The following is a 23723-nucleotide window of genomic DNA, read 5'->3' on the forward strand; positions in this document are numbered from 1 at the left end:
CAGTACGCATTCATTTTATGTGATGTATTTTTAAATCACGACGGGTGTGGAAGTACGAAATCTCGCTTCAATCATGAGATTTCACTTCCCACCTTTTTCTTTTTTTCAAAAGTCTCTTGTAGACTATCAATTTCATTGTAATGATATATAGCGATATATACAAATGTTTTAATCCGCCTTAATTTGAATTAACTGATGGCGATAATTAAAAAATTGTCGATAGCTTAAATAAGTTGCAACAAGCGCTGAAATAATCGTTGCCGTTGTATGAATAAAAACAACCATGAGTTGAAATTTAATCGCTTGTAAAGGTGGGACGCCGGCAATAATAAGCCCAGTCATCATTCCTGGAATAGAGACTAGCCCGTATGTTTTTACTGAGTCAATTGTCGGAACAATTGCTACTTTAATACTCTCTCTAATTGCCTCTTTTGCAGCTAATGAAGGTCCCGCACCTAACGATAGTTTTGCCTCAATAGATTCTGTCTCTTTCGTAAAAATCCGATCTAAATTTTGATAACTCAAATTAATCGCAATCATTCCATTACTCCCTACCATACCAGCAACCGGAATAATTTCATTCGGCTTAAAGCTTATCGCACCTGTTAACAGAACGCCTCCTAAAGAAAGGACAGCACCTGTCATTATTCCAGCAAACGAAACCCAAAAAACATGATGCATGATTTTTGAAGCACGTTTTCGCGTATTCGCTGCAGCATTAATCATAATGACTACTATTAAAGCGATAACAATCCATACTTGTTCTAATTTGAAGACAAATTCTAACAAATAACCAATAATGACCAACTGAATCACTGCACGTATCGCAGCAACAATTAAATCTTTCGCGATGTGCAATCTTTCTTTAAAAGAAATTAGTATCGGAATCAATAACAATAAAGACGTTAACAACAAAGAAGTTGTACTCATCATAATCATTGTTCCTCCTTTGTAATGGTGCCGTTTGTAATTTCAAGTTGTCGATGAAAATGACGGTGACTTTGCTCTGTATTATGTGTAATCCACATCACAGACATTCCTTCTTTGACTAAATCAAAAATAAACTTTTCGATTTTTTTGCTATTAATATCATCTAATGCACTCGTTGCTTCATCCAGTAAAAGCAAATCTGGTTTGAACATCAATTGACGCGCGATTGTCACGCGCTGTTTTTCACCGCCGGACATGTGATGAACAGAGTCTGAAAGTTTATACTTTTTCAACCCCATCGCATCCAATAAAAATTTCGCACGGGATTTATCAAATCCTTCTTTTCGTGCGTGCGATGGAAAAATGAGATTATCTCGTATCGTATCACCAAAGAGTTCAACCGATTGTGGTAAATAACTAATTCTTTGTCTTAAAGCTTCTGGTTCGTATGTTTCGTAAGGCTCATTTTTAAACTGTATCGTTCCTTCCGTTGGACTAATCAAATCAGCTACTATTCTTAATAGTGTACTTTTTCCGCTGCCAGAAGGTCCTACAACCGCAATCGCTTCACCTTGATCTACACGGAAACTGACACGATCTAAAATTCGCTGATCATCGATACAGTAACTCACATTTTTCACGTCAAGCATCTATTTTGTTCCCACCTTTATATTTCATATAGCGATAACGATGACCGTACAACATTTTATCTTTTACTGTTTCAAAGCCCATTTTTCGATAGAGTTGATATGCCTTTTCATTGATATATTCACAATTTAACCCCCATGTAGCATGATTATCATATGATAAAAGATAGCGCATTAACTGACGCGCAATACCACGTCCTCGAAACTCAGGAAATGTCGCAATTGATTCAATATAAATATCACCTTCATCTGCCTCTAACACAGGTAAAGGCGTCGTATGTTCAAGTTCAATAGGCGTATCAAACTGTAAACGCTCCCATTCTTTTTCATATTGTGCTTCATTTTTCCCAGGATATGCCACAATCATACCTGCTACTTGTTGGTTCACCTCATAGACATGAACATGTGCCAATGCATTTCGATAATGTACATCCGTAATACTTTTCATCAGTGCATGGATGACGGTCGATTTAGCATAACGTTGCACAATTTCCAATTCCATATCTTGCCATATCATGTAGGTCAATTCCGCAATCGCATGTACGTCTTCATATGTTGCTTTTCTAATCATAATTCTCCACACCTCTTCTATGTAATCCCTTTATATTTTAGTCTATATAACGCAAGATTTAAAATAAATAATTTAAATTAGCAAATATACGTTCTAATTTTACTTCACAAAACAGAACATATGTTCTATAATTGATGTGAGGTGATTTCCAATGAAAGATAAAACACTGCCGACTGCGTATCAATCTGAAACTGATTATCGAAAGATTCCTAGACAATATTTAAATACGAGCATCCCTAAAGGACGCGGTATTGTGAAATGGGCGCCCTTTGCGACACTACCCGAACAATTTTCAGAGATTAAACAATTCGAAGCCAATCAACTAAAAATCGACCGCCCAGATTTAAGCGAAGATCAAATCAACGAAATCAATCAAATGTTGCATTTTAAAATTGCTAAAAACGCCTTCACTCAAATTAGCTATTGGCGTTCTGGACAGATTCATACCATTCAAGGCTACATTGCAAGCATTAACACATTAGAAAATATATTGGTCATTGCGAATGAACGACGTACCGATCAACTCACAATTGGCTTAAATGAACTTTACGGCGTCGAATAATATAAAATAAAAATAATCCTATCGTTAAGAAAACCATCACGATAATTCATCTTGCTACTCATACATTAAAATGCACGTCATCTCGCGTGTCCTACATTAATATACCCGAAATTTTGGCAATTATTTTATTTTCTACATATTTATTACAATAAAAAAAAGAAAACATGAAGTACTATACTTGATATCAGATAGTACAAAATGCGCACTCAATTTTTATAACGTATTCAAAGCTGACCATATCGACATCAAGGACAAATATAATCTTCCTGGTAACTTCAAAGGATTTTATGACAACGACGTTATTCTTGTTGATAGAAAGCTTAAAAACCTATCAGAAGCACGAAATTTTAGCCGAAGAAATTGCACATTATAAAATTTCTGCAGGTAACATCTTAGATCAATCTAATATACTTAATTGTAAATTCGAATTAAAAGCGCGACGCCATGCAAATGAATCAGTGATTACATTGCAAGGCTTAATAAACGCTTTTGATTATAGTGTGCAAAATATTTATGATTTAGCTACATATTTTGAAGTCACTAAAGATTTTGTACTAGATACCATACAACATTATAAACAAAAATACGGTTTAAGAACTCGATATGGTAAATACATAATAGAGTTTGAACCATTAATAATATATAAAAATTTAGAAACCTGATGAATTCGCTTTATGCGTTTAATAAAATTCATTCTTAAGGGGGGCATGTGAATGTCAGAGAAGAAAGATGAAAACAAAAAAGGTTGTCTTGGTTGTCTAGGTATCATTGTGTTAATTATTTTAGTTTTTGGTGGTTGCAGCGCCTTGTTTGGCAACGATGAAGATAAACAGAAGAGCGATACTGAAACACAAACACAAAAAGCAACAGATGAACAATCTAAAAAACAAGACGAGAAAAAAACTCAACAAAAAGAAAAGAAAGAAGCTAAAACATCCGAAACTAAAAAGAAAAAAATTACTCCTGAAGATAACACGGTTTATGGAAAGTTAACTAGAAAGCATAACGATAACAATCCTGTGGTTATTGAAGATATGACATATGTATTAAGTGATAAGGATAAAATATTACAAGCTGAAAAAGATTTTTCTAATTTACCATTAGATAAAAATACAGATAAAAACTTTTTGAATGAACATGCGAAAGATTTGATGGCAAAAGACACTGAATTTGTTTCTAATAAATCAGACACAGAACAAAAATATCATTCCAAGTCTTTAAATAAGGATTATTATGTTACTTTATCACTAACTGATGAGGGGAAAGTGAAAAGCCTTATAGTTTCAAGTTTCGAATGATTTTCAGGGTAACCCACCTACCCTTTAATTTTAGTGCCCTTGTGCGCTTTATATAAAAAACTTTAAGGAGTGTGTTATATGAAAAGGTTAATGCTTTTATTGTTTGCTAGTATTTTAGTTTTGTCTGCATGTGGAGATAACGAGCAAAAGGAAGAACCTAAAAAAGAGGATCAATCGAAAGAAAAGAAAGTTGATAAAGATAAGGAAAATAAAAAGAAAAAAGATAAAGAAAAGCAAGAAAAAGAAGTTGCAAAACAACCGCAACAACAAACATCACAAAATTACGTTCCTCAGCAAAACGCACAATTTCAACAAAACGAAAAACAAAAAGTTGATTTAAATAGTATGCCTCCCACTGATTTTAGTACAGAGGGAATGTCTGAACAGGCTCAAAGACAAATTGAGGAACTTACTATACAAAAAGATTTTCATGGACTACCACAAGAAGAATACAATGATAGCGTTTCTGAAATTATAAATAATGATACTCAATAATGATTCAAAGTTAACACGCGTACCCTTTTTAATTGGATTGGAGGTTTGAGGGATGGAGAGAGAAAATTTACAAAAACGATTATTAAAAAAGTGTAAAGAAATTAAAAACGATCCAAATATAATTAGTAACATTAAAAAAGCAAATAAAAAAAGATAACCCCAGGGTCATAGGAATTCTCAGCTTTCGCCTACCCCCATTCAGGGACCCAGAGCTAATCCTTCTCGAGTTATCTTAAATACATTATATGACATTATAAACAGCAATTCAAGAATGTAATTTCTGGGTACACTCGTACCCTTTTTATTTTTTTGAGGGAGGAACTATAATGACTGTAGTAAAACGAAACGGAAAATAGGCTTACGACTTTAGATATAACAAAAAAACGGTATAGAAAAGCAGGGTTCAACTCAAAGAAAGAAGCTACGAAAGCATATAATGAAGCTTATGATAAAGCTTCTAATAATATAATAGTTAACAAAAAACAACCTTTTGTCGACTATTTTGATGAATGGATAAAAAATAAACAAAGAAGGTACTGTTACTCAATCAACTTTAAACCGATATTATAATGCGATAAATGTGTTTGAATAAAAATTCGGACTTATACCAATAACTGAGGTCTCTCAAATTAAATATCGCGAAATGTTAAAAGAATACTCGGAAGGTAAATATGTTGGTGGAAGAAAACAAAGAAGAACGAAAGACAGTGTTCGTAAATTAAATAATTGTTTTTTACAAGCTTTTAAAAGACGCTTTAAATGATGAGCTTATTTCAAAAGATTCAACGTGAAATGCCCTATTTATGAATACAAGTCACCAAAAAAGAAGAAGTTAAAATTTATGAAACATGAAGATTTTAAAAAATTAAAAGAGTATAGTAAATCTAGCAATCAAGCATCTTACTTAGTATTGTTAATATTATTGATTACTGGTGGAAGATTTGGAGAAGTACAAAAATTAACTTTTAAGGATATTGATTATAAAAAAATACCATACACTTACCAGGAACAAAAACAAAGTCATCTGATAGAACGGTTACAGTCGCGTCACAAGATATTACATACATTCAAAGTGTTTTGAATAGCAAAGTAAGCAATATTAACGACAAATACATTTTTAACACCGGTTCAGGACTAATCACACATAATGCTGTAACTAAGACATTCCAAAGGTTTTTAATCCAAAACTCGTTAGGTAACTTCACTTCACATGCAATAAGACATACACATGCCTCTATGTTATTGGCTAATGGCTTATCAATTCAATACGTTAGTAAAAGATTAGGGCATTCAAATATTGAAGTAACATGGCGTATATATAGTCGTTTATTAGATGGCTAAAAAGAAACAGAAGTTGAAAAAGTTACAAAAGCACTGAAGGACTTATACTGGTCAAAATTTGGTCAACGAGAGACTAAAAAGATGAAAATATCATTTATTTTACCATGATTTGACCATTCTATTTCAAAACAGATACTAACAGATATTTGAAAAAATAAAAAGAACGCCGTCGCAACAGCGTTCGTTATAGTTTTAAGAAAACAAATATTAGCCATTGTTTTCTATCTAGCGGAAACGGAGGGATTCGAACCCTCGCGCCGCTTTCGCGACCTACACCCTTAGCAGGGGCGCCTCTTCAGCCAACTTGAGTACGTTTCCATGGCTCCACAGGTAGGACTCGAACCTACGACCGATCGGTTAACAGCCGATAGCTCTACCACTGAGCTACTGTGGATTAATTTTCAATCACAAATACAATTATAGCAACATCAATGAAGAAATCAAGAGAAATTTGTAAAAAAGTTAATAGAACATTTACACTATGCGGATAGATATTCTGTAATCTTTACACTTTGTTTAAAAAATCTCACCCTAACGCACTTTGGCTTAACTTTCCGCTTCTAACCAAGCACTGTTAAAATGTTTAATTTAACCTATTTATGGCGATAATGCTAAAAATCTACATGTTGCTATGTAATATTAGTTTAGGCTACTCGGCCACAGTCATTCAGGTTCAAGCAGCCTAAACGAAAAACTATGCGGTGTTTTCTAAAGATTTAAAAAATGACTATCATTGTTTTTCTTCTCGCTCATGTCTTTTTTAGCTTTTTCTAATAATGCATATTGAGACAAAGCTTCAAAAATATTAAAGCGCTCTTGGCTATAATCAATGGGTTTCTCTGGATTATGCGTTTGGACTTGATTAGATCTTCCCATCAAATAAGCGAAATAAATACAATTTAAAAATTGATGCTTAATGCTATGATGAGAAACATTTAAAATAATGGATTGTTCATTCGCAAAAGTAACTTTGCAGCGCGATCCTTTCATCGATTTTAATTTGACTACATAATGCATGTTAATCCAGCAGTTTTCGGGAACTCTATCGGAATGTGTGGGGAAAAAATAAGTTTGATAAATGGGAGTGAGTAAAATTGGTGTTTTATTGGAGATACTTGCAATACGCTTCGCTTGGCCTTTTCTTCCTGCATAGGTTTCACCATAATGCCTACAACTTCTTTCCATGATACGCTGTGTGCGATCATGAACAACAAACTGTTCACCATCATATCTGAAAACCTCTGTGCTCATGAGAATACCGTCAGGTCCATCGACAGGTCTAAGAAACATATCTCCTTTACAAATGGCGTAGGCTGAATTAAATTTATGGTTCATATTAGAACCCCTCCTATTCGTCAAAAGGTGTAGGTTCTCTCTTTCTAATACTTATTATATGTTTATCTTAATGTAAGTCAATGATAATTAGTTACTAAATATGTTTCATTACACAAATATGTTAAAATTCTGCCTTAATTACTTTAAAAATTCAGAAAACTTATTGCGTTTTATAGGTTCATTCGTTATACTGTTTAATAACTTAATTCATACACAATACACAAAGGAGTGACACATCATGGAAAACCAAACAGATGTAAAAAGACATTTTATTGTAAATTCTGTACACACAATTAACCAGCTTGGTGTTGAACTTGTCATTGAAGAAGCTTTAAAAAATCAAAGAAAGCGAGAGCTTCAACAATTAATTGACGCTGCACTGATTGATAGAAATGAACAGGCATTTAACATGTACACTCAAGAATATTTGAAGTTGGAGGAAGTTAACGTTGAGTAATTCCATCACACATTCACTTCCAAATTAAACAGGACTATCCATCATTTATTAATGAATAGTCCTGTTATTTTTATACCATTAACTCAATTAATGCGTCTCGTGGAATATCCCCAAAATAATGGTACATATCATAATCTTTTAGCGCCTCTTCAATCGCATCTTTATGATGAGAAACACCTTCGAGCGCATTTTCTAAATCTGTGACATCCCCCTCACCAAAGAAATCACCGAATATTTTGGCATGCGCAATGCGCCCTTTTTTCACATCTAACTTCAATTGAACAAACCCTTTGTCAAACTTATGTTCTCGCTCAAAGTTATATTTAGGATTTTTGCCATAATTCCAGTCCCATGTTCGATATTTTTCATTACTTAGTTTTTCAATATTTTTCCAATCTTCTTCAGTTAATGGATAGGATTCTACTTCGGCATCGCCAAACAGCTTTTTCAAAATAATTGATTTGAACGTTTCAATATCTAATGGCTCATCTAAAAACTCTTGAATATTCGCCACACGTTTTCGAACAGATTTAACACCTTTAGATTGTATTTTAGCTGGATTAACACGCAATGCATTTTGAACTTCATCCAATTCACTGTTTAACATCAAGGTACCATGACTAAACATCCGGTCCTTAACTTTGACCATTGCATTACCCGATATTTTCGCTTGCCCAACTTGAATATCATTACGCCCTGTTAGCTCTGCTGCCACGCCTAATTCTTTTAATACTTCTACGATAGGTTGAGTAAATTTTTTAAAGTTATGAAAGCTATCTCCATCATCTTTAGTAATAAAACTAAAGTTTAAATTCCCAAAATCATGATAAACCGCACCACCGCCTGAAATTCGTCTTACCACATCAATGTGATGTGCGTCAATATAAGGTTGGTGCACTTCTTCTATTGTATTTTGATTTTTCCCTACAATAATAGAAGGTCTATTGATATAAAATAAAAAATAGCTGTCATCTTCGTCCATCGGCACTGTTTTCAACACATACTCTTCCATAGCTAAATTTAAAGTTGGATCGGTATGATTGTTGTTACTAATAAATTTCATAATACGTACGCTCCTTTCCCAAAATATGCCCTTATCTCAGTTATGCACGATTCCAGTTGTTTTTTCCAATAATTCACCTTAAAATTTCTCATAATGTAACTATTTTAGGAAAAATGACGTAAATTGTTTATTTAAAATGTAAATTTTAGTACAATAAATGCTAGTTAATTTCTAAAGGGGGCTACGATAATGACAATCGCTGAAATAGGAGATATTGTAGAATTCTATGATGGTATAAAAGGAAAAGTGGAAAAGATTAACGACAATTCTGTTATTGTTGACTTAACAATTATGGAGAACTTTAATCAGTTAGATTTACCAGAAAAAACCGTTATTAACCATAAAAGATATAAAATTATTGAACACAAAGGATAAATTCGTATGAAAAAAATAAATAAGTCGCTACTTTGGTTTATACTCAGCTTTATTGCCTTTCACATTATATTATTTATCATGTGGGGTGAACATGAAGTTTATTGGCAGTTGTATACGGGCATCATGCTGATTGCTGGAATTAGTTATGTTTTTTACCAACGTGATTTTGAATCTAAGCGTTTAACGACGTCAATTATTACAGGACTTATTACAGGTGTGGTCCTCGTCCTTGTCCAAGTCATTTTTTCTTGGATTACAAGTGACCTATCCTATACGTCATTAATTCGACAGTTATCGCGGACAGGGGTTTACTTCAAATGGCAAATGCTCGTCACATTGCTTTTTGTTATGCCTTGCCACGAGCTTTATATTCGCTCAATTTTGCAAAAGTCAGTCACGCAGTTGACACATCGCGATTGGCCTGCAATTTTGATAAGCGCATTACTTTCTAGTTCATTTTTTATCTACCTTGATCAATGGTGGATTGTCGTCTTTATATTTATTTGTCAGTTATTCCTCAGTTTAAGTTATACGTATACACGCCGTATTGTCACAACGACAGTAGCCCAAATTGTAGCGGTTGTAATTTTATTAATTTTTCATGGTTAATTTCAACAGCAAATGTTGCCGATTTATAGGCCGTTTGCTGTTTTTTTATACCCGCTTCCCCTTTTACCTTCACCCCCAAAAATATAGAGAATCATGCCTCAATGTATCAAAAATCCTTATAACTTTACGTATACAAATTAAAAATAGCACTGATTCTCAACCTACGACGATTTCGTAAACTACCTATTTTTAAAATCTATTAATTCTAATAAATATATATTTTTTTATTATCACAAATATCATTACAGTTGTTTAACATCTTTTTTTAAAATATCATAAATTTCTATTTAAATATATGCGTTTAATTAAAATCTTTAATTTAACTCTTTGTAATTAACAATCTGTTGTGATAGAATTTTTACACGATTAATTAATCTGTTAATCAATAAATTTGAATTTGGAGATGATAGTTTTATGAACAAGCATTACCTAACTAAGGCTAGAACACTTTCTCGTTTTTCGATTAGAAAATGTTCTGTAGGCACCGCCTCATTCTTAATAGGTACCGTTGCATTTTTTGGTATTCATCACGAAGCATTTGCGGCAGAAAATACGCAACAACCTGTGACTGTTAACCAGTTACAGTCACCAGATAACGAAGATGCATCTAGCACCCAACCTGAAACAAATAACGACAGTCCCTCAGCTGATGAAAATGCAACTAAAGAAGCGTCTGCATCACAACCGAAAGATAACGCAAATACTCAGAATGAAAATGTACAGTCTCCTGAAAATCAAGAATCTGTGTCAAACACAAATCAAGCAGAACAACAAAGCCCAGAAAAAGCATCAACAGAAAGTGAGCAACCTACAAATTCATCTTCAACAACAAATTCTGCAAATGCCACAACAGAGAACAATCAACCTACGAACTCAACTGAAAAACAACCTTCAACTGAACAGCAACAAACACAATCTAAAGCATCCCAAGATTCAACATCTACTGAAAAAGAAACAACAGATACTCAAAATGTGAATGAACAACCTACAAATACTCAAACAACTAAAGACCAAAATTCAACAGATCAAAATAATGCACCAGAAGAAAATCTTTCAAATTCTAGTACTCCTCAAAAGAATACGACAACACCTACTCCACCTGTTGAATCTTCTAACACGAACAGTCAAAATACATCTACAGAAAGTGTATACGCGACAACTTCACCTACGACATCTTCAGAACTCAAAAAAGTTAAAGGGACAACAAAATTGCGTGCTGTTAGTACAAATGAAGCGCAACCTGTCGCATCAGGAGGGTCAAATGTAAATGATAAGATTAATGCAACTGACATCTCTACTTCTGAAACATATATTGAACCGAACAACTCTGGAAGCTATTATTTGAGAAGTAAATTTAACGTGGATGGCCAAGTAAAAAATGGTGACTACTTTACCGTTGAAATGCCAAATACTGTCAATGTATATGGGGATACACGATTTGACCCTAAGCATCAAGAGAAGATTAAAAATGCGGATGGTCAAGTGATTGCGCTAGGTGATTATGATGTTCAAAATCATCGTATGACCTATACGTTTACTGATGCTGTAAATAATTTAACGAACATCTCAGGTCAGTTTAATTTGACACAGTTTATGGATCGTAAAGTAGCAACAGACTCAAAAGTCTATCCTTTGAACTACAAAATTGCAGGTGAAAGTTTAGATACACAAATCACTGTAAATTATGGTAAATATTACAACGTTGGCGATTCTAACCTTAAATCGATGATTACACTTGAAGATCCTAATAAAGGCGATTATGAGCAATATATTTATGTCAATCCGTTGCAACGCAAAGCTAACGGAACAGTTGTGGCTCTTCAATCTTATCAAGATGATCCAGCTAAAAGTAATGGTCAATTAGATCCTCAAAATTCTAAAATCCAAATTTTCAAAGTCGGTCCTAATGACAAACTAAATGATAGTTTTGGTGTAGAAGATAGTCAGTATCAAGATGTTACGAACCAATTCAAAGTTTATTATTATGATAATGGTAAAGCCTATATTAATTTTGGCGATTTAAATGGTGCACGTTATATTATTAAAGTGACAAGTAAGGAAAAACCTGATTCTAAAGCTGATCTTAACTTACGCTCATCGATGTACACTCAAAATCAATATCGCCAATACGATCGTTTAACTTGGGATAATAACATCTTAAAAAGTAGTTCAAGTGGTACAGCTGATGGCTCACAAGCTGTCTACTCACTCGGTGATAAAGTTTGGGAAGATTCAAACAAAAATGGGATTCAAGATAATGATGAACTCGGCATCCCGGGTGTAAAAGTCACATTAAAAGACAGTAATGGTACAGTTATTGAAACGACAGAGACAAATGCAAATGGGAAATATTCTTTTGATAATCTACCTAACGGAACTTACAAAGTCGATTTTGAAACACCTAACAATTACTCACCAACTACGCCAAATGTAGGCAATGACGCTCTAGATTCTGATGGACCAGCTGATGCTTTAGCAATAATTAGTGATGGAAACAATTTAACAGTTGACCAAGGTTTCTATAGAACAGAAAAACCTAAATATAATGTGGGTGATAAAGTTTGGGAAGACACAAACAAAGATGGTATTCAAGATGATAACGAGCCTGGTATTGCCAACGTAACCGTTACACTTAAAGATGCAGATGGCAATATCATCGGTACAGAAGTGACTGACGAGAATGGTATATATTTATTTAAAGATGTTACAGAAGGTGAATATACTATAGACTTTGAAACACCTAATGGTTATACACCAACAATTACAGGTCAAGGCTTTTTAAATAATGACTCAAACGGTACGACAGCAAAGATTCTAGTTGATGATAATGATCTGACTATCGATAGTGGCTTTTATAAAGTAACTCCAGATGAGCCGGACAACCCAGGTAATCCGGACCAGCCGTCACCAGATGAACCTGATCAACCGGGCAATCCTGATCAACCATCACCGAACGAACCAAATGATCCAGGTAATCCGGACCAACCATCACCGAACGAACCAAATGATCCAGGTAATCCGGACCAACCATCACCGAACGAACCAAATGATCCAGGTAATCCGGACCAACCATCACCAGATGAGCCTAATCAACCGGGCAATCCTGATCAACCATCACCGAATGAGCCCAATCAACCTGGTAACCCAGATCAACCATCACCGAATGAGCCCAATCAACCTGGTAACCCAGATCAACCATCACCGAATGAACCAAATGACCCAGGTAATCCGGACCAACCATTACCGAATGAACCGAACCAACCTGGTAATCCAAATCAACCATCACCAAATATGCCAAATGAACCAGGAATGCCAGGACAACATGAAACGATTCCATCTCCTGCACAGCATATGACTCAATCAAATGCTTCAAATCATGAAGGGATGAATGAACAGCAAAAATCTAAAGCATTACCGAAATCCGGTCAAACTTCTTCAAATCAAGGTATGCTGTTTGGTACTTTATTAGCTGGATTAGGTAGTTTATTCTTATTACGTAAACGTCGTCACCGTCAAGATAAATAATCTTCACGTTTTTCTGATATGGTAACGATATTTTGTAAATGAAACCCCTACTTCATTTCATTACAAAACATCAACTTTATCCTAAAGAAACCCCATAAGTTCTAAGCACTTTCGCTTAGTCTTACGGGGTTTTTATTATAAACCGGTAATGGACATATTCGACTTAGGTCTTTTAATTTCTAACTGTTGTTTAAGAATTTTCGCAATTAGCTCTGGCATCGTTACTGGATAAGTTTGATGTAATGTCACATCTTGTAAAATTTCCTTATAGTGACGATAAATATAATCTGTCATGACAATGCGATAACTATAATCTTCACGTAAACCGAACTGTGTCACACGATGATATGGCGGCTGATTGATATCAATTGTGAAATCAAAACCTGACCAAAATAAAAAGTGCGTCGGATCCATGTCACCAACAGTTAAATAGTTGTCATCCCATTCAAGGTGGGCTACGCTTTCTTCAATGAGCTGTTTAATAACGCTCCCTTTCAGTGTCATATCCATTGGCTTATCAGGATGTGGGTACATATTGTATATGTCTTCATTTTTCAAGACACCTTTTAAACCCGTCGCATTAGGTAAAGGCAAATTGACGCATGTCATGTTTGCTTCCAATTCTTGAACGAGACTTTCATGTAATAATTGGATGTATGGATGTGGTTGAACAAGGAGCTCATGAAGATGTGAAAAACACATATCTATATCGTGATGATGAATGGATTCATTTTTCCAACTTCTCACCGCTTTTCGGTCATAATGTGTTAAATCTAACAGTGACTGGTCCTCTTCATATTCGTTTAAAGAGACAATTTCAGGCTCCATTTCGAGCAGTTCAAATGAATTCCGTCTTTTACGAAATTTAACATTTACATGCACTAAATTCTCAGCATTTTGTCCCGCTTGAACAAATAGCGTTTCACCGTCATTTTCAATTACTGTCTCATGTTGATGCCCTGTTATCATTAAATCAATGATTCCCACTTGTTTCATAATCATTTCTGCTTGATTCTCACCTTGTGATTTCGAATCATGACTTAACTTAGATAATCCTCCATGATACAATACAATCAAAAATTCAGGTTCTACCGTTTCGTAAATATAACGAATCCATCTTTTAGCAGCTACAGTTGCTTTCTCTACTGTAACATCTGATTCCATTTCTATATTTTCATTTTTCATTAGCCCTTCTGAAGTTAAACCCACAACCGCAATTTTTAAACCATTAATATTTTTCACCATATAAGGTGTTGAAAAATAAGGTTCTCTTGTTCTTGAGTATTCAATATTAGCTGATAACCAAGAAAAACGTGCAAGTGCTATAGAGCGGTTTAAAAAGTCCAAACCATATTTAAACTCATTCGAACTTATCCCGCTTGCATCATATGCCATTGCATTCATAAGTTTAATCATCGGATGGCGTTTATATGGTGCAATGACGGCATAATAAAACGCAGTGATACTTCCAGCTAAATTACCACCATTATCCAATAAGACGACATGGTCATATTGACGTCTTACTTCATTAATATATGTACCTGCCCGATAAATATTTGAACGCTCACTTTCATTTAAAATATAACTATGCATATCAGACGTCGCAATAATCTGGATATTCATTTCATCATGCTGACTCATTGCTTTCACCCCAATCATTATTATTCAATTCGTATTTTACCATATTTTTAAACCCTTTAACGATTGAATAAAAAGAATCCTCTTTCATTAATAAACACAATCAAATTCAATAGCCCTTGATTAAACTGCACCTTATTAATTATATATCTATTTTCAGTTATTCATTTTACTATAAAAATATTTTTATTTTTTTAACAAATTCTCATACATCTTCAGACCTATTTTCTTGTATTTTTATCCTTTTTTACAAGAAATGAATTGACTTTCAGAAAATATTAACTTAAATTAACTTTATCGGATTAAATTACATTATCAAAACGTCATGAATCATTACACGAAAGGTGAATATTGTTTATGAATTTCAATCGCTCATCTGTTAGATTCGTCGCCTTAACGTTACTTTATTTTGCTATTATGTTGACTTTGTACTTTATATATGGCAATGGCGATGCGCATAACACATTTATTTATAATGATTTTTAATATTAAAGGAGCTAAAACATGAAAGATGTTTTAAAAATGATTGCACAGTACAGTCAGACACAGCCTAATGATATCGCCGTTCAACATCGTGGTGAATCATTAAGTTATTTAGAATTAGAAACATACTCGAACCGCTTAGCGGCACAACTCTCAAATAGCAGCGCACCAGTTGTTGTATATGGTCATATGTCACCATTTATGATTGTGGGTATGATTGCTGCACTTAAAGCAGGATGTGGTTATGTCCCAATTGATCAATCCATCCCTGCAAATCGTATTTCTCATATTTTAGAGAAAGTTGTACCGCAATATATTATTAATACAACTGACGCAACAATAGGTCAACACGTATCAACTGAATATTTTATTCAAGATATTCAATCATTTACAGAAGAGGTACCCTTCACATCGATTAAAGGTGATGCAATTGCCTACACCATCTTTACATCTGGATCAACAGGGATGCCAAAAGGTGTCGAAATTTACTACGATAGTCTCGTTGAATTTGCAAACTGGGTGGATTCACTTAATCAATATGGAACTAAAGATGTTTGGGTCAACCAAGCACCGTTTTCATTTGATTTATCAGTAATGGCCATCTATCCTTGTTTACTTTCAGGAGGCACACTGTTACTCATTGATAAAGAAATGATTGCTGCACCTAAATCTTTATATGAATTGTTCCAAAGTGAACGAATTAATGTTTGGGTCTCCACACCATCATTTATGGAAATCTGTTTGATGCTTCCTCAATTTGATGCTAATGGCATGGAAGGGCTTCGAACGTTTTTATTTTGTGGTGAAGTTTTGGCACATCGTACAGCTAAAACATTATTAAATAAGTTTCCAGATTCTTATTTATACAACACATATGGTCCTACAGAAGCCACTGTTGCCATCACGAGTGTGAGAGTCACACAATCTTTATTAGAACAATATGACACTGTACCTGTTGGTGTACCAAGACCAGGTACCACGTTAAGTGTAACTGATGAAGGCGAATTAATCATCAAAGGAAACTCGGTAAGTGCAGGTTATTTGAAAGATCCTGAAAAGACGGAAAAAGCATTCTTTAAAGAAGATGCACAACGCGCTTACTATTCAGGTGATCGCGCTGTACATCAGGATGAGATGTGGTTTATTAAAGGTCGTATCGATAACCAAATCAAATATAACGGTTATCGTATGGAACTTGAAGAAATCGAATCAAGAATGAACCTTTTACCATTTATCAGTGCTTCAATGGTAGTCCCTATTTATAAAAGAGGTAAGATTGTTTATCTTACAGGGGTTGTAAAATTGAATGCTGAAGGCGCTCATTTTGAAGACATTAGCCATGAAATCAAGACGCGTCTAAAAAAAGAATTACCTGACTATATGATTCCTAAAAAAATCGAGATTACTGATGAAATGCCATTGACAAACAATGGTAAATTAGACCGCAAACGAATTAATGAGGTATATCAATCATGACGCCATACACTAGTTTTCATTTCTTTGTGATTGCACTCATTGTTTTACTCCCTGTTATTATATTAGGGTTATTCGGAAAAAGGTCTAAAGTATACAATTTTATCAGTACAGCAATCATGATTGTCATTATATTTGCTGACAAAAAACATAACCTATTTGGAATTAGCTATATAAGTTATCCACTAATAAGTTTCATTGCGTATATTTTATGGCAAACTTTGATTATTAAAGTTTATGAGCGAATGACTTCACAAAATCGCTCAACGTCTTACTATGTCTTAGCTTTAGTTTTATCGATTGCACCATTATTTATGGTTAAACTTTTACAAAGTTCATGGCTTGGTAAAGGACAATTGCATATGCATAGTTCAAAACTTGTTGAATTATTTGCATTCCTTGGTATTTCTTATATCACATTCAAAAGTGTTCAATTGATTATGGAAATTCATGACCATACACTCAAAGAAAAAGTAGACGTCATAAAGCTGATTCAGTTTATTTCATTCTTCCCTACGATTTCTTCAGGTCCAATTGATCGCTATCGTCGCTTTAAGAAAGATGATGATAAAGAACTTACAAAAGAGCGTTATCGTCAACTACTAGGCAAAGCCATTCATTTTATTATGCTTGGTTTTCTTTATAAATATATCATTGCCCATGTTATACAAAACTATGGGGTTACGCCTTACACAGGACATCTAGAAACATTTGGGGATTACTGGTTCTATATGTACACTTACAGTTTCTATCTATTCTTTGATTTTGCTGGATACAGTTTATTTGCGATTGCATTAAGTTATATCTATGGCATCGAAACACCGATGAACTTTAATCAACCTTTCCGTGCTAAAAACATCAAAGACTTTTGGAATAGATGGCATATGACTTTATCATTCTGGTTCCGTGACTGTATTTACATGCGTTTTGTGTTCTTTATGGCAAAGAAAAAATACATTAAATCAACGTTCCATGTTTCTAATATCGCATTTTTACTTAACTTTGGTATCATGGGGCTTTGGCATGGATTTGAATGGTTTTATGTCGCGTATGGTCTCTATCACGCATTGCTATTTTTCCTTTATAACTACTATGAAAAATGGCGTAAGAAACGTTTTGGCAAATGGAATCACCCTGTCATCAATGTATTAAGCATTGTAATCACATTCCACTTTGTTGCATTCGGCTTTTTAATTTTCTCAGGCCAATTAATTTAATGATTAAAACTTAATTTACAAGGAGCGATATTTATGGATTTTAATGAAAAAGTTTTAGATATTATTGCGGAAGTTGCAGAAGACGATGTTGTAAAAACAAACCCTGACATTCAACTTTTCGAAGAGGGTATTATGGATTCTTTACAGTCAGTTCAATTATTAGTTGCTTTTCAAGAGGAACTTGATATCGAAGTATCAATTATGGACTTTAATAGAGAGGATTGGGGAACGCCAAATCAAATCATTAACGAATTGGCAAAATTACGATGAAATCAAAGCAACATTACTTCATTGCATTTTTAACAAGTATCGTATTATTTGTTGTCTTTATATTGTTACCAGCAAAATGGTTTGTTCCACCTCACCTCTCAAGCCAATTACCTAAATATCAAGTTGCTAATGACAGTAACATGTTAAAAGGTGAATATTTACAAACTGACATGCTTAAAGACTCACATTATTACCCTGTATATGGTTCAAGTGAACTTACAAAAGATGATCCTTTTCAACCAGCATTATTACTTAAAGGACATACAAAAGATTTATTTTATATGGGTATCGGCGGTTCGACGGACCTGATTCAAGTGATGACATTGGGCGCTCAATATGATCATTTGAAAGACAAAAAAATGACAGTGATTGTTTCACCTCAATGGTTTACTAAACATGGATTAACTGAGTTAAACTATCAAGGGCGTTCTTCTAAGTTACAAATCAACAGTATTTTTGAAAATCCACATATTCCAAATGATATCAAAGTGCGTTTTGCAAAACGCTTATTGCACTTTAAAGATAATAAAGATAATGAGTTTTTAAAAAATATGGCTACTCAACATCATTCAGATGGTCATTTCTTAAATCCTTTATATGAGAACCATCTGGAAAAAATGGAAGCGATACGTGCTTATTTACCGATTCATCACACGAATAAACTTCCACAACTGTTAGAAGAACACAAGAAACAACCATTAAACTGGAATAAATTAGACGAAAACGCTTTAGAATATGGAAAAAGTCAAAGTCAAACAAATCCATATCACATTAAAGATAAATATTGGAAAAAATTACAGAAGAAAAAATCTGTAAGCCGTCAACATGAATTCCATACAAATTCAGTTGAATATGACGACCTCGCTTTACTCGTAGATACGTTAAACCACTCAGGTGCAGACGTGCAATACGTACTCTTACCTGTTAATGGTAAGTGGTATGACCATATCAATCTTCCAAAAGAAAGAAGATTGCCGGTTACTCAAAAAATAGTAAAAACAATTGAGGCTCATCATGGTCATGTCGTAGATTTATCAGATAAAGATTATGAACCTTACTATATGAGTGATGCCGTTCACGTTGGTTGGCGTGGTTGGGTTGATGTGACACGTCACATTGACGAACATATTCATTCTAAAAATTAATCATACTTCCTTAAAAGTATGAAACATAAAAAGGACCTCCAAAATAAGATGGAGGTCCTTTTTATAGATTAAAATAGATTGCTACTTTCAAAGAAATAATGCAAAGTTATCCTTTTAACCAATCTGAATTCTTTCTTTTGGATAATGATATTTTGATGGTTCACGGTTACCACTAATCATGATGATAAATGAGATTAAACCTACACGACCGATAAACATTAAAACCATCAACACAACTTTTGAGACATTGCTTAACTGCGAAGTAATCCCCGTAGATAACCCACACGTCCCAAAGGCAGACATAATTTCAAAATAAATTTTAACAAATTCAATATGACTTCCTTCTGACAGAATGATTATAAACATCCCTAAAAACGTGAGCATTATCGCGATACAGAACACTGCAAATGAGCGTTGAATATCTTGATTATGGATTTCTCGATTAAACACTTTAATTGAGGATTTCTCAGCATTCGGCTTGTAATTAATCACAAATAAAATAATAATCGCAAAAGTCGTTGTACGTATACCGCCACCAACAGAACTTGGAGAGGAACCGATAAACATCAATGCACCCATTAATAAGTTGGTTGCATCTGAAAATTGAGAAACGTCGAATGTCTCTAATCCCGCACTTCGCGTTGTCACAGACTGAAACATGGCATAAAACAAAGTTTTGTGCCATGATTCGTGTGCAAAAACACCACGACCTTCAATCATTAAAATACCGAGTACACCAGCAATCAATATCATTAAATAAGTGACGGTCGTAACTTTCGTAAATAAAGAGAATCTAAAATTAGGTATTCTATTTTTAATATAAGCTTTAATCTCCAATAACACAGGAAAACCAATTGAGCCTAATACGATCAGAAACATAACAATCGTTTGGACAAAGTAGTCATTCGCGTATGGAATGAGTGAATCACCTGTTATATCGAGACCTCCGTTCGTTGTTGCTGAGATAGAAACAAACACACCTTGTAAGATAGCCTCTTTGATGTTATGAATATCACGATAAAAATAAAATGCTAACAGTGTTGCCCCTACTAACTCAATCACTAAAATTGCTCTTACAATATCTAAAATTAACTTAACTGTCCCACTCATCGATTCTCTGTTATTATCCAACATAATGAGTTGACGCTCTCGAATTCCAATATGCTTTCCTAATACAACCCATAATAATGTACCAATCGCCATTACACCGATACCGCCAATGTTAAGGATAACCAATAAGACAATGTAACCAAAGGCAGAATATGTTTCTGAAATGTTTATCGGTGTTAACCCCGTTACACTTACACCCGAAACAGCGACAAACAAAGTATCGATGGGTGCTACTTTGACACCAGGTTTATGTACACCCGGCAAATTCAACAGTAAAAACGCACCAACGATAGCGACAAGGTAATATAAGACAATCCCTTGCTGTGGGCTTGATCTTTTCAATAAAAATTTGACTATGGACAAAGCCATTCACCCCAAAGCTAATTCAATTTATATGAGATTTGCTTAACCTCACCTTCACGTATCACTTTTAATTTTAATGCTTCTTTCAAGTTTGTATGTTCAAATAATTTTTGTCGATAGGCCAATTTATCTTTAACCGGCTTACCATCTAATTCTACTATGACATCACCCTTTTTCAACCCTGAATTTTGGGCAGAACTGTCATCGTCAATATTACTCACCATTACGCCTTCTGTTAAACTTTTATTCACGTTATAATCATCTTTTGTTGCATCTGTCACATCGATGACATTATCTAACTGAAGATGTGTATTTGGATGTTTGATTTCACCATCTTTTTCGAGCAATTTTGCTGTATGTATCGCTTGATTAATAGGAATCGCGAAACCCATACTTTGTACATTCGGCATACTAATTTTTAGTGATGCTATCCCGATCAGTTCACCATTTTGATCAACAACGGCACCGCCAGAATCACCTGGATTAATCGGTGCATCCACTTGAAAGGCACTTAATAGTGTATCGTATTCATTATCTTTATCGATGTCAACAGGTACATCTCTATTGAGACCCGATACGATGCCTTCTCCAACTGTATTTTGAAAATCTAAACTTAAAGGATTTCCTACTACAATCACAGGCTCACCTAAAATTAAAGCACTTGAATCGCCTTGTTTAATTGGCTTTAAAACATCGCCTTTAGGTGCATGAACGGTCATGACTGCAAGATCAGACCATTTGTCTTTTCCTATTACTTTACCCATTGCGGTTTGATGGTCGCCAAATGTTAATTCATGCTTTTCTCTATCACCGACGACATGGGCATTCGTCAATATATAAAGGGTGTCGTCCACTTTTTTGTAGACGACACCTGATCCGCTTTCTTTTTCTTCTTGCGTTTGTTGCTTAGCATCTTGAACTGTATCTGGTGTACTCTTACTATTATTTTCTATAGATACCACGGATTTAACTGCGAGATTCGCGTTTTCCATCGTTTTAGTAACCGTTTTGTTTGTACCTTTTTGATGTTGCTGTTCTTGAATCGCTTGTTTGACATTGTCATTTTCACTTTTATTCACATTATTAAATATTGCAAATAATAAAATGACCACTAAAATAATCGCTAATATAATGAGAATTTTAGCCCATTCTCTAGAAAGAAATTGTGTGATTTTTTCAGTCCAATCGCGCTTCGTTGAGTACTGATGCTTCGGAGGATGTTCTTGTTGATGTTTGTCAGATGTTTTAGTCATTGCGCCTTGATGATCATCTTGATTTTCATTATGATACGCCTGTTTTGATAATTGCCCCTGTTCTGACCTTTCTTGTTGTACCTCTGCATCTTTATGATTTGATTGCTCTGCTTCACTGCCATTAATTGACACAGACGATGTTTCCTGAATCGGTCTTGAAGCTTCTTTGTTTGGTTCTGTTTCGTGCTTCACTTTGTTTTGGGACTTATCACCATCATCATGAGTAATTTTTTCAATGCGTGCTTTGCGTAGATTGTCTTTCACACGCTCTTCATTATTTTTAACTTGAGCCTTTTCCTTTTCAGCTTTGAGCGCATTTTCTTCTTTTTCTGCTTTCAATCTGGCTTCACGCTCTTCATTATGAAAAAACTCACGTCTTTTTCTTTTATATAGATGTCTCGGAATCACATGTTTTTTATCCTGATCCATTGCACGCCCTCCTTATGTTGCTCTTACTCTATTATGACATATCAGCGCTTAAATTTCTGTAAAATTCACTTTTTAATATCAAAAATCCTAAATCTGTCGTTACAAAATTCATCATCAAAGCGACATGAGATTGTTGCGTTCAAGGCTCTAAAAGTAAATTTCTTTCTTTCATGTCATAACCCTTTTAATAGGAAAGGGTCCGAACAATCCTTTGTTCGAACCCTGTATATCACTATTTGATTTTTAACATGTTAATGTTTTTGATCTTTTTTATTTTTAACCATTGATGTGAACCATCCGATAACGACAAGTCCAATCATAACTGTCCAGAATATAATTTGCCATGTTGCTGAGTGTGGGAAATCGTGTGGAATTAATCCGATGTCATCATGTGCAAGTACTAAGATGACAAGTTTAATACCAACCCAACCTACAATTGCGAAAGCCGCACCTTCTAAGCCAGGATATTTATTTAATAACTCCACAAAGAAAGAGGCTGCAAAACGCATTAAGATGACACCAATTAATCCGCCCACAAACATAACCGCAAATTGACCGGCATCCATACCACCGAAGTGGACACCAATTTTTGGCAATGTCACGGCAATTGCTAATGCTGCGAGCATTGAATCGATGGCAAACGCAATATCTGCAAATTCAACTTTAGCCACAGTTAACCAAAACGCTTTAGCACTCACTTTTTTCTCTACCCCCTCAGAGTCATAATGATGATCATCATTGTCAGGGTACTCGTGGCCTTTATCTTTAGTTTTGAAAAACTCATATAGATTTTTAGCGGACATATAAATTAAATAGGCTGCACCTAATGCTTGAATCCACCAGAAATTAGCTAAAATACTAATCAAGAATAAAGCAATAAAACGAAATACAAAAGCACCTAGTAAACCATAGAAGAGGGCTTTTTTACGCTGTTCTGGTGGCAAGTGTTTAACCATAACAGCCATTACGATGGCGTTGTCAGCTGCTAATAAGCCTTCTAAAAAGACTAAAACCAATATAACCCATCCGTACGTTAATAACAAACTTGGATCCATTGCAAGATCACTCCTTTGACTTTTATCAGTAATTGAAATATGACAAAAAGTTTTTATAAACACTCAATATATCAATAGA

Annotated in this window: 24 protein-coding genes and 2 tRNA genes; 15 read left to right on the forward strand and 11 right to left on the reverse strand. The window is 34.5% G+C overall.

Going from position 1 to position 23723, the window contains the following annotated elements:
• Nucleotides 1–168 precede the first annotated feature (168 nt).
• Genes KM149_RS08920 through KM149_RS08930 form a run of 3 tightly spaced genes read right to left on the reverse strand, consistent with a single transcriptional unit; the run spans nucleotide 169 to nucleotide 2148 of the window.
• Nucleotides 169–933 carry an ABC transporter permease gene (locus tag KM149_RS08920; protein WP_082165761.1) on the reverse strand — a complete coding sequence of 255 codons (765 nt, stop codon included), beginning with the start codon at nucleotides 931–933 and terminating at the stop codon, nucleotides 169–171.
• 2 nt (nucleotides 934–935) lie between these two features.
• The gene (locus tag KM149_RS08925) at nucleotides 936–1580 is read right to left on the reverse strand and encodes an ABC transporter ATP-binding protein (protein WP_165545710.1); all 645 of its coding nucleotides are present in this window, start codon (nucleotides 1578–1580) and stop codon (nucleotides 936–938) included.
• Complete coding sequence (locus KM149_RS08930) at nucleotides 1573–2148, reverse strand: GNAT family N-acetyltransferase (protein WP_214970188.1); 576 nt, start codon at nucleotides 2146–2148, stop codon at nucleotides 1573–1575. The genes KM149_RS08925 and KM149_RS08930 overlap by 8 nt, the downstream gene beginning before the upstream one ends.
• 151 nt (nucleotides 2149–2299) lie before the next feature.
• Here KM149_RS08930 and KM149_RS08935 point away from each other — a divergent pair, with 151 nt between their 5' ends.
• The 6 genes from KM149_RS08935 (at nucleotide 2300) to KM149_RS08965 (ending at nucleotide 5844) form a co-directional block, all read left to right on the forward strand.
• Nucleotides 2300–2710, forward strand: a complete 411-nt coding sequence (locus KM149_RS08935; RefSeq protein ID WP_060830135.1) for a YolD-like family protein — start codon at nucleotides 2300–2302, stop codon at nucleotides 2708–2710.
• Nucleotides 2711–2997: 287 nt separating this feature from the next.
• Nucleotides 2998–3372: a toxin gene (locus tag KM149_RS08940; RefSeq protein ID WP_182281038.1), complete on the forward strand. Its 375-nt coding sequence runs from the start codon at nucleotides 2998–3000 to the stop codon at nucleotides 3370–3372.
• 51 nt (nucleotides 3373–3423) lie between these two features.
• Entirely contained in the window at nucleotides 3424–4008 is a 585-nt protein-coding gene (locus tag KM149_RS08945; protein ID WP_214970185.1) for a hypothetical protein, read from the forward strand.
• A gap of 78 nt (nucleotides 4009–4086) precedes the next feature.
• A complete protein-coding gene (locus KM149_RS08950; RefSeq protein ID WP_182281036.1) occupies nucleotides 4087–4503 on the forward strand; it encodes a hypothetical protein in 417 nt (138 codons plus the stop codon).
• 841 nt (nucleotides 4504–5344) lie between these two features.
• Nucleotides 5345–5584 (forward strand): site-specific integrase, encoded by a 240-nt coding sequence (locus tag KM149_RS08960; RefSeq protein WP_241415318.1) that lies wholly within the window; start codon nucleotides 5345–5347, stop codon nucleotides 5582–5584.
• Nucleotides 5497–5844, forward strand: coding sequence for a tyrosine-type recombinase/integrase (locus KM149_RS08965; protein ID WP_342589314.1), 348 nt, complete (start codon nucleotides 5497–5499; stop codon nucleotides 5842–5844). The genes KM149_RS08960 and KM149_RS08965 overlap by 88 nt, the downstream gene beginning before the upstream one ends.
• A 229-nt stretch (nucleotides 5845–6073) precedes the next feature.
• Here KM149_RS08965 and KM149_RS08970 read toward each other — a convergent pair.
• From KM149_RS08970 to KM149_RS08980, 3 genes are all read right to left on the reverse strand, one after another.
• Nucleotides 6074–6162, reverse strand: a tRNA-Ser gene (locus KM149_RS08970).
• A 1-nt stretch (nucleotide 6163) separates the two neighbouring features.
• A tRNA-Asn gene (locus KM149_RS08975) sits at nucleotides 6164–6238 on the reverse strand.
• A gap of 314 nt (nucleotides 6239–6552) precedes the next feature.
• Nucleotides 6553–7179, reverse strand: coding sequence for a competence protein ComK (locus KM149_RS08980; RefSeq protein ID WP_050331419.1), 627 nt, complete (start codon nucleotides 7177–7179; stop codon nucleotides 6553–6555).
• A 238-nt stretch (nucleotides 7180–7417) separates the two neighbouring features.
• On the opposite strand from KM149_RS08980, the gene KM149_RS08985 reads away from it, so the two are divergent.
• A complete protein-coding gene (locus KM149_RS08985) occupies nucleotides 7418–7636 on the forward strand; it encodes an IDEAL domain-containing protein (protein ID WP_016424689.1) in 219 nt (72 codons plus the stop codon).
• 70 nt (nucleotides 7637–7706) lie between these two features.
• On the opposite strand, the gene lplA is transcribed toward KM149_RS08985, so the two are convergent.
• On the reverse strand, nucleotides 7707–8699 hold the full coding sequence (gene lplA / locus KM149_RS08990; protein WP_182281291.1) for a lipoate--protein ligase: 993 nt from the start codon (nucleotides 8697–8699) through the stop codon (nucleotides 7707–7709).
• A gap of 189 nt (nucleotides 8700–8888) precedes the next feature.
• On the opposite strand from lplA, the gene KM149_RS08995 reads away from it, so the two are divergent.
• The 3 genes from KM149_RS08995 to KM149_RS09005 all read left to right on the forward strand — a co-directional run bounded on the left by KM149_RS08995 (nucleotide 8889) and on the right by KM149_RS09005 (nucleotide 13208).
• The gene (locus KM149_RS08995; RefSeq protein ID WP_016424687.1) at nucleotides 8889–9074 is read left to right on the forward strand and encodes a YkvS family protein; all 186 of its coding nucleotides are present in this window, start codon (nucleotides 8889–8891) and stop codon (nucleotides 9072–9074) included.
• 6 nt (nucleotides 9075–9080) lie between these two features.
• Nucleotides 9081–9683, forward strand: coding sequence for a CPBP family glutamic-type intramembrane protease (locus tag KM149_RS09000; RefSeq protein WP_050331421.1), 603 nt, complete (start codon nucleotides 9081–9083; stop codon nucleotides 9681–9683).
• A 414-nt stretch (nucleotides 9684–10097) separates the two neighbouring features.
• On the forward strand, nucleotides 10098–13208 hold the full coding sequence (locus KM149_RS09005) for an SdrD B-like domain-containing protein (protein WP_214971887.1): 3111 nt from the start codon (nucleotides 10098–10100) through the stop codon (nucleotides 13206–13208).
• 135 nt (nucleotides 13209–13343) lie between these two features.
• Here KM149_RS09005 and KM149_RS09010 read toward each other — a convergent pair whose 3' ends face one another.
• A complete protein-coding gene (locus tag KM149_RS09010) occupies nucleotides 13344–14849 on the reverse strand; it encodes a bifunctional metallophosphatase/5'-nucleotidase (RefSeq protein WP_241415319.1) in 1506 nt (501 codons plus the stop codon).
• Between the two features lie 354 nt (nucleotides 14850–15203).
• Between KM149_RS09010 and KM149_RS09015 the strand changes: the two genes are divergently transcribed.
• The 5 genes from KM149_RS09015 to dltD are packed head-to-tail and all read left to right on the forward strand — an operon-like array spanning nucleotide 15204 to nucleotide 19434.
• The gene (locus KM149_RS09015; protein ID WP_081635134.1) at nucleotides 15204–15332 is read left to right on the forward strand and encodes a teichoic acid D-Ala incorporation-associated protein DltX; all 129 of its coding nucleotides are present in this window, start codon (nucleotides 15204–15206) and stop codon (nucleotides 15330–15332) included.
• 18 nt (nucleotides 15333–15350) lie between these two features.
• The gene (gene dltA / locus KM149_RS09020) at nucleotides 15351–16805 is read left to right on the forward strand and encodes a D-alanine--poly(phosphoribitol) ligase subunit DltA (RefSeq protein WP_165545895.1); all 1455 of its coding nucleotides are present in this window, start codon (nucleotides 15351–15353) and stop codon (nucleotides 16803–16805) included.
• Entirely contained in the window at nucleotides 16802–18019 is a 1218-nt protein-coding gene (gene dltB / locus KM149_RS09025; RefSeq protein ID WP_050331425.1) for a D-alanyl-lipoteichoic acid biosynthesis protein DltB, read from the forward strand. The genes dltA and dltB overlap by 4 nt, the downstream gene beginning before the upstream one ends.
• 33 nt (nucleotides 18020–18052) lie before the next feature.
• Complete coding sequence (gene dltC, locus KM149_RS09030) at nucleotides 18053–18289, forward strand: D-alanine--poly(phosphoribitol) ligase subunit DltC (RefSeq protein ID WP_165545894.1); 237 nt, start codon at nucleotides 18053–18055, stop codon at nucleotides 18287–18289.
• Nucleotides 18286–19434 (forward strand): D-alanyl-lipoteichoic acid biosynthesis protein DltD, encoded by a 1149-nt coding sequence (dltD, locus tag KM149_RS09035; protein ID WP_060830145.1) that lies wholly within the window; start codon nucleotides 18286–18288, stop codon nucleotides 19432–19434. The genes dltC and dltD overlap by 4 nt, the downstream gene beginning before the upstream one ends.
• Before the next feature lie 114 nt (nucleotides 19435–19548).
• Here dltD and KM149_RS09040 read toward each other — a convergent pair whose 3' ends face one another.
• The 3 genes from KM149_RS09040 to KM149_RS09050 form a co-directional block, all read right to left on the reverse strand.
• On the reverse strand, nucleotides 19549–20913 hold the full coding sequence (locus KM149_RS09040) for a TrkH family potassium uptake protein (protein WP_165545892.1): 1365 nt from the start codon (nucleotides 20911–20913) through the stop codon (nucleotides 19549–19551).
• Between the two features lie 11 nt (nucleotides 20914–20924).
• Nucleotides 20925–22589, reverse strand: coding sequence for a S1C family serine protease (locus tag KM149_RS09045; RefSeq protein ID WP_165545891.1), 1665 nt, complete (start codon nucleotides 22587–22589; stop codon nucleotides 20925–20927).
• Nucleotides 22590–22840: 251 nt separating this feature from the next.
• Nucleotides 22841–23644, reverse strand: coding sequence for a TerC family protein (locus KM149_RS09050; protein WP_165545890.1), 804 nt, complete (start codon nucleotides 23642–23644; stop codon nucleotides 22841–22843).
• Between the last annotated feature and the right edge of the window lie 79 nt (nucleotides 23645–23723).

The organism is Staphylococcus coagulans, assembly GCF_022557135.1.
Classification (GTDB): domain Bacteria; phylum Bacillota; class Bacilli; order Staphylococcales; family Staphylococcaceae; genus Staphylococcus; species Staphylococcus coagulans.